Genomic DNA, 6,206 nt, shown 5'->3' with positions numbered 1-6,206 from the left:
CCCCTGTGGGAGCGAGCCTGCTCGCGAAAGCGGAATGTCAGCCGCAGATGAGCTGACTGGACGAACGCCTTCGCGAGCAGGCTCGCTCCCACAGTTTTGCAGGCTGTACCCAATAAAGTGGTAACACAGCAGACCCCCTGTGGGAGCGAGCCTGCTCGCGAAAGCGGAATGTCAGCCGCAGATGAGCTGACTGGACGGACGCCTTCGCGAGCAGGCTCGCTCCTACACGGGGATGTGTGTCAGTTCAGGCGCCATCCAGCGTGCGGCGGACCTTGTCGAGCAGTTCGCTGATCTGGAACGGTTTGACCAGCATGTCCATGCCGGTGCCGAGGAAGACCTGGCGGTTGAGCGCGGTTTCGGCGTAGCCGGTCATGAACAGGATCGGCAGCCCTTCGTGCCAGCCACGGGCAACATCCGCCAGTTCACGGCCGCTCATGCGCGGCAAGCCGACGTCGGTCAGCAGCAGATTGATCGACGGGTCGTTCTGCAAGCGCTCCAGCGCCGATTCGATATCCGCCGCTTGCGTGCAGCGATAGCCGGCATCTTCCAGCACTTCGGTAACGAACAAGCGCACCGTGGCCATGTCCTCGACGATCAGCACATGTTCGCCACTGCCTTTGGCATCAGGCACCGGCACAGGCGCGTCGGCCCCGGTCGGGTCGTTGGTGCCGGGCAGCATGATCGTCACTTCGGTGCCACGGCGGGCAACGCTGCGAATGTGCGCGTCACCGCCGGACTGGCGGGCGAAGCCGTAAATCGTCGACAGACCAAGCCCGGTGCCCTGGCCCAGCGGCTTGGTAGTGAAGAACGGCTCGAACACCTTGTCGATCACGTTGTGTTCGATGCCGGTGCCGTCGTCGCGTACCGACAATGCCACGTACGCGCCATCGGCCAGATTCGGATCGCCGTGGGAATAAGCGGCGTAAGTATTGACCCAGATATTGCCGCCGGAGGGCAGTGCATCGCGGGCGTTGATCACCAGGTTGAGCACGGCGCTTTCCAGCTGCACCGGGTCGACCAGCGCAATCGCCGGTTTGTTGGTCAGTTCCAGCTTGAGGGTGATGCGCTCGCCGATGGTGCGCACCAGCAATTCTTCCAGCGAGCGGACATGCTCGTTGATGTCCACCGGGCGCGTATCCAGTGGCTGCTGACGGGCAAATGCCAGCAGACGATGGGTCAGCGAGGCCGCGCTCATCGCTGAGTTCAGCGCTGCTTCGGTGTAGAACTGCACCTTGTCCAGACGCTCATCAGCCACGCGTTTCTGGATCAGTTCCAGACTGGTGATGATCCCGGTCAGCAGATTGTTGAAGTCGTGGGCGATACCGCCGGTGAGCTTGCCCAGTGCATCCATTTTCTGCACTTGCAGCAATTGCGCTTCGGCGTGCACGCGCTCGGCGACTTCCTTGGCCAGCTGCGTGGTGGTGTCATCCAGCCGCGCCAGATGCGAGCGCTCGCGGTGGCGGTGTTCGGTGACGTCCTCGACGAACACCAGGCTCAGCTCTGGCGTGCGATACGGCGAAATCTGCCATTGCGTCTCGCGAATCTCGCCCTGCACGCGCATGTTCAGCGTGCCTTTCCAGCGCTCGCCGTCGACCAGACGCAGACGCAGTTCATCGAGGATCGAGCATTGATCTTCGGCAAAGCATTCACGCAGCGCTTGCGGATCGCGGTTATCGACGATCAATTGGGCGAATGCGTGATTGCACTCATGCACTTTCAGATTGGCATCGAGCACGGCGATCGGCGCCGAGACGTTGGCGAAGATCTCGCGGAAACGCGCCTCGCTTTCGCGCAGGGCATTTTCCGTGTCGCGCACCCGCAGCAGGGTACGCAGCGTCGCCAAGAGCACATCGGGGTCGACCGGGTGAATCAGATAAGCATCGGCGCCCGCGTTGAGGCCGGTGATGATGTCGCCGGTCTGGATCGACGCCGCTGACACATGAATCACCGGCAGCAGCGCGGTGCGCGGGTCGGCGCGCAACAGGCGGACGATGTCGAAACCGCTCATGTCCGGCAGGTTGACGTCGAGGATCAACGCATCAAGGGCTTCGCTCTCGATCAGGGCCAGGCCGTCGCTGCCGGTGCCGGCTTCGAGCACCGTGTAGCCGTGGCGCTCCAGGCGCCGACGCAGGGCGTAACGGGTGGCGACGTTGTCATCGACGATCAACAGGCGGATGTCACGATTCATCGACGTTCTCCAGAGCGATTGCCAGCGGGATGATGACAAAGAACGTCGAGCCCACGCCCGGCGTACTGTCTACCCCGACTTCACCGCCGAGCAGGGCGGCAAAACGCTTGCATAGTGACAGACCCAGACCGGTGCCGCGCAGACGTTTCTGCAATGGCGAATCGACTTGGGAGAAGTCTTCGAACAACGTGTCATGCAGCTCGGCCGCGATGCCGATGCCGGTGTCGCTGACGGCAAAGCGCACCTTGTCTTCACCTTCCAGTCGCGCCGACACGCGCACTTCGCCACGGGTGGTGAATTTCAGCGAGTTGGAAATGAAGTTGCGCAGGATCTGCCCGAGCTTCTTGTCATCGGTATACAGGCGCGGCAGGCCCAGCGGCTCTTCGAAGATCAGATCCACCGCCGAAGCATCGACGATTGGCCGGAACATCCCGCGCAGGGCCGAAAACAGGTCGAACATGTCGAACCAGGCCGGCGAGATGCTGATGCGCCCGGCTTCGATCTTCGCCAGATCGAGCAGGTCATCAACCATGTCGCTGAGCTCGCGGGCAGCGGTGCTGACGAAGGCTACCTGCTTGTGCTGTTCAGGGCTGAGCGGGCCGTCGAGTTCGTCAGCGAGCAGACTGTTGATGCTCAGGATCGAGCCCAGCGGCGTACGAAATTCGTGGCTCATGTACGACAGGAAGCGGCTCTTCAAATCCGATGCCTGACGCAGTTCTTCTGCCTGAGTGTCGAGCTCGGCGTACAGCGCCAGCACGCCCTGGTTGGTTTCATCGAGCTCTTCGCGCAGGGCAGTGGTTTCGCGCTGCAACTGAGCGATGAGCGCCGCCTGTTCGGCATGGCTCAAGGTAGTCGATTCAGCCATGAGCGGCCTCCAGAGCAACGACCAGCACCGTCACGTCATCGCGACCGCGACAGAAGTCGCGGTGCAGGACGCTGGCTATCACGGCGGGATGGCGATGCACCAGTCCGGGGTAGTCTTTGAGATTCCAACGGGACTGTAAGCCGTCGCTGTACATGATCAATAAATGTCCGTTCACGTGAGCATAGTCAAAGGGTTTGGCTTTACGGTACTGGCCGCCAACGATACCGGGATGCGAGGCCAGGCCACGGGATTTGCCAGCCTCGAGCAGACTGGCGCCAATGTTGCCGACACCGGCGAAGGTCAGACCATCGCGCTGGCTGTCGAACTGCGCGAAAGCGACTGCGCCGCCGCGAGTGCCGAGCATTTCCTGATGCAGGTCTTCCATCAATACCACTGGATCGGCAAACGGTGCCCGGGCGAATGCCTGGGCCCCGGCCAGGCCGGCACGTTCGGCGTCCTCGCCATGGCCGAGGCCATCGACCACCAGCGCGCTGATCCGCGAGCCTTCATACGTCAGATGCCAGACATCGCCGCAGGCTGGATCGGCATGCAGCGAATGCTGGCTGACGCCGAAGCGGATATCGGCCTGACGATCGCTGCGCGGAAAAATTCGCGCCAGCAACACCGCGCCACGGTGGTCTGCGTAGACATCGAAGACATTGGTCTGCCGCGATACGGCGCCGAGGCCGATGCCTTGTGTGCCGCCAGTGGAAAAGCCATCCGCCAGACAGGCATCCAGATCAAAGCCCTGCGCCCGATCCACGGTCTGCATTTCGATGCCGAAACCGTTATCCGGACGAGTCAGCACACGCAGATGAAACTCGCCGCGCTGGGCATGCTTGAGCACGTTGCTTGCAAGTTCCGTCGCGACCAGTGCCACGCGGCCGGCATCGTTTTCGTCGAAGCCATGCTGCTCGGCGAGTTTCTGCGCGGTGCGCCGGGCGTGGCCGATCTGGCTGCTGTCCTCGATCGGCAGAACCTGGGTCAACGACCCGGTGATATTCATGTCCATCGTGTGATCGTAATGCGCGTGCCTTTGCCGGGCTCAGTGTCGAGTTCGAATTCGTTGACCAGGCGCTTGGCGCCGGTCAGGCCGAGGCCTAGTCCGCTGCCGGAAGTCCAGCCGTCGGTCATCGCCAGTTTGATATCGGGGATGCCCGGGCCTTCGTCGCGGAAGGTGATGCGCAAACCGACCCGGCCGTTTTCCTCGAGGATCTGCCAATCCATGTCGCCGCCGCCGCCATAGACCATGGTGTTACGCGCCAGCTCGCTGACGGCAGTGACCAGTTTGGTCAGGTCGATCAGGCGCATGCCGCATTCGGTGGCGAGCTTGCGCGTGGTCTGGCGGGCCAGTACCACGTCCTGTTCGATCAGGATGGGTTGAGTACCACTGCTGCGTACGGTCATTGCAGGCGTACTCGATCCTGCAGCAGTTTCATTCCGCGTTCGACGTTGAGGGCGGTGCTGACGCCCGGCAAGGTCATGCCCAGCTCAACGAGCGTGATCGCCACGGCCGGCTGCATGCCGACCAACACGGTTTCGGCGTCCATGATTTTCGACAACCCCGAGATGGTGCCGATCATGCGTCCGATGAACGAGTCGACCATGTCCAGCGCCGAGATGTCGATCAGCACGCCACGGGCCGAGGTCCGGCTGATGCGCTCGGACAGATCGTCCTGCAGGGTCATGGCGAGCTGGTCGTGCATGTCGACCTGAATGGTCACCAGCAGCAAATCGCCCATTTGAAGAATCGGAATACGTTCCATCGGCTCAGACCGCTTTGCCGAGGCTGATGCCCAGGCGAGTCAGGGCCAGTTTCAAGGCGTCGGCCAGGTTGGCCTTGGTCACAACGCCTTGCAGATCCAGACCCAAGTGAACGATGGTCTGGGCGATCTGCGGACGCACGCCACTGATGATGCAATCAGCGCCCATCAGGCGAATCGCGGTCACGGTTTTCAGCAGGTGCTGGGCGACCAGGGTGTCGACGGTCGGCACGCCGGTGATGTCGATGATGGCGATCTCGGAACCGGTGTCGACGATGCGTTGCAGCAGCGATTCCATGACTACCTGGGTGCGTTGCGAATCGAGTGTGCCAATCATTGGCAGGGCGAGAACGCCATCCCACAGCTTGACCACCGGCGTCGACAGTTCCAGCAGCTCTTCCTGCTGACGCTTGATCACCGCTTCACGGGATTTCTGGAAGGTGCCGATGGTGTGCATGCCGACTGTGTCGAGCAGTTCGGAAACTTCCAGCAGTTGCTCGGCGAGCAGTGCCGGCTGGTCCTGATAATGGTTTTGCAGCAGGGCGAACAACGGGCCCTTCAGGGCGAAGATGAAGTTGGCGGTTTGCTGGGAATCCTGGCCGAGCAGGGCGCGGCTCTGCGACAGCTTTTCAAGAAACTGACGGGTGTCTTCCCAGCCTGCGGCGGCAATCTTGCTGCCGTTGCCGTTTTCCAGACCGGCCAGCAGCAGGGAGAGCAAGTCGCGGGTTTGCTGCGCGAGGTCGTGTTCCTTGAGATTGCGCGTGGCGCCGCTGGCTTCGAGGCGTTTGGTCCATTCGCTCAGCAGTTGAGCCTGGTTGTTCCTGATTGCTTCAACTGTGCTGTTCTGCAGTGCTGCCATGTGCGTGTCGCTCCGTTACGTAATGGTGCCGGCTCAGCGAAATGACCGGCGCGAATTGACTGACATTTGCCGCTTGAAATAGTTGTTCATTAAGCAGCGAATTTTTCTGCCTGCCGCGTCGAACGCCCCGGTAACTCTAGTCGGCGTGGCAACAGGCAACGATGTTTTGAACGAATCTGCTGCGTCAGGCTTCGAATCTGCATGCCCGACGTTTTCCAGTCGTGCTGGAAGAAGGAGGCAGGACTATGAATGAGGTGGATATGAACGAGCAAGCGCCGCAACAGCAAAATCAGTCCTCAGAGTCAATTAACCGCAACGACCCGGCCATCGGCCCGCAGACACCGGGACAAAATACCCCCGCGCCGGCTGAACAAGGACAGGCGGACAGCGCGGCTGCCGAGGTCGATCAGAAGCAGCATCACAGTGACAACAGCAACGACTTCAGCCCCGGTTTCAAGCCTGACCCGGACCGTCCTGAACCGGGCGAGAGCACCGACGCCGATATCGACACCGATGGCGGTTGATCGCTGA

Annotated in this window: 7 protein-coding genes; 1 reads left to right on the top strand and 6 read right to left on the bottom strand. The window is 61.6% G+C overall.

Annotated features, from left to right (window positions below; translation table 11 throughout):
* Window positions 1–244 precede the first annotated feature (244 nt).
* Genes D8U61_RS06510 through D8U61_RS06485 form a run of 6 tightly spaced genes read right to left on the bottom strand, consistent with a single transcriptional unit; the run spans window position 245 to window position 5,675 of the window.
* Window positions 245–2,188 (bottom strand): response regulator, encoded by a 1,944-nt coding sequence (locus tag D8U61_RS06510; protein WP_130926613.1) that lies wholly within the window; start codon window positions 2,186–2,188, stop codon window positions 245–247.
* Entirely contained in the window at window positions 2,178–3,053 is an 876-nt protein-coding gene (locus D8U61_RS06505) for an ATP-binding protein (RefSeq protein ID WP_024012718.1), read from the bottom strand. The genes D8U61_RS06510 and D8U61_RS06505 overlap by 11 nt, the downstream gene beginning before the upstream one ends.
* Entirely contained in the window at window positions 3,046–4,059 is a 1,014-nt protein-coding gene (locus tag D8U61_RS06500; RefSeq protein WP_130926643.1) for an ATP-binding protein, read from the bottom strand. Before D8U61_RS06500 ends, D8U61_RS06505 begins: the two co-directional genes overlap by 8 nt.
* Window positions 4,056–4,460, bottom strand: a complete 405-nt coding sequence (locus D8U61_RS06495) for an anti-sigma regulatory factor (protein WP_016774465.1) — start codon at window positions 4,458–4,460, stop codon at window positions 4,056–4,058. Before D8U61_RS06495 ends, D8U61_RS06500 begins: the two co-directional genes overlap by 4 nt.
* Window positions 4,457–4,819, bottom strand: a complete 363-nt coding sequence (locus D8U61_RS06490; protein ID WP_016774466.1) for an STAS domain-containing protein — start codon at window positions 4,817–4,819, stop codon at window positions 4,457–4,459. Before D8U61_RS06490 ends, D8U61_RS06495 begins: the two co-directional genes overlap by 4 nt.
* Before the next feature lie 4 nt (window positions 4,820–4,823).
* Window positions 4,824–5,675, bottom strand: a complete 852-nt coding sequence (locus D8U61_RS06485; RefSeq protein ID WP_016774467.1) for an STAS domain-containing protein — start codon at window positions 5,673–5,675, stop codon at window positions 4,824–4,826.
* Between the two features lie 260 nt (window positions 5,676–5,935).
* On the opposite strand from D8U61_RS06485, the gene D8U61_RS06480 reads away from it, so the two are divergent.
* Window positions 5,936–6,199 carry a hypothetical protein gene (locus tag D8U61_RS06480; RefSeq protein ID WP_130888758.1) on the top strand — a complete coding sequence of 88 codons (264 nt, stop codon included), beginning with the start codon at window positions 5,936–5,938 and terminating at the stop codon, window positions 6,197–6,199.
* Window positions 6,200–6,206 lie beyond the last annotated feature (7 nt).

The sequence above is a fragment of the Pseudomonas sp. Sample_14 genome, assembly GCF_004307515.1.
Classification (GTDB): domain Bacteria; phylum Pseudomonadota; class Gammaproteobacteria; order Pseudomonadales; family Pseudomonadaceae; genus Aquipseudomonas; species Aquipseudomonas atacamensis.
Note: the sequence above shows the minus strand (reverse complement) of the source record. Positions and strands in the feature narration are given on the sequence as shown.

What these genes read in the sequence shown, in the direction of transcription:
- D8U61_RS06510 (WP_130926613.1), bottom strand. Translation starts at nt 2,188, where the DNA reads ATGAATCGTGACATCCGCCTGTTGATCGTCGATGACAACGTCGCCACC.
- D8U61_RS06505 (WP_024012718.1), bottom strand. Translation starts at nt 3,053, where the DNA reads ATGGCTGAATCGACTACCTTGAGCCATGCCGAACAGGCGGCGCTCATC.
- D8U61_RS06500 (WP_130926643.1), bottom strand. Translation starts at nt 4,059, where the DNA reads ATGAATATCACCGGGTCGTTGACCCAGGTTCTGCCGATCGAGGACAGC.
- D8U61_RS06495 (WP_016774465.1), bottom strand. Translation starts at nt 4,460, where the DNA reads ATGACCGTACGCAGCAGTGGTACTCAACCCATCCTGATCGAACAGGAC.
- D8U61_RS06490 (WP_016774466.1), bottom strand. Translation starts at nt 4,819, where the DNA reads ATGGAACGTATTCCGATTCTTCAAATGGGCGATTTGCTGCTGGTGACC.
- D8U61_RS06485 (WP_016774467.1), bottom strand. Translation starts at nt 5,675, where the DNA reads ATGGCAGCACTGCAGAACAGCACAGTTGAAGCAATCAGGAACAACCAG.
- D8U61_RS06480 (WP_130888758.1), top strand. Translation starts at nt 5,936, where the DNA reads ATGAACGAGCAAGCGCCGCAACAGCAAAATCAGTCCTCAGAGTCAATT.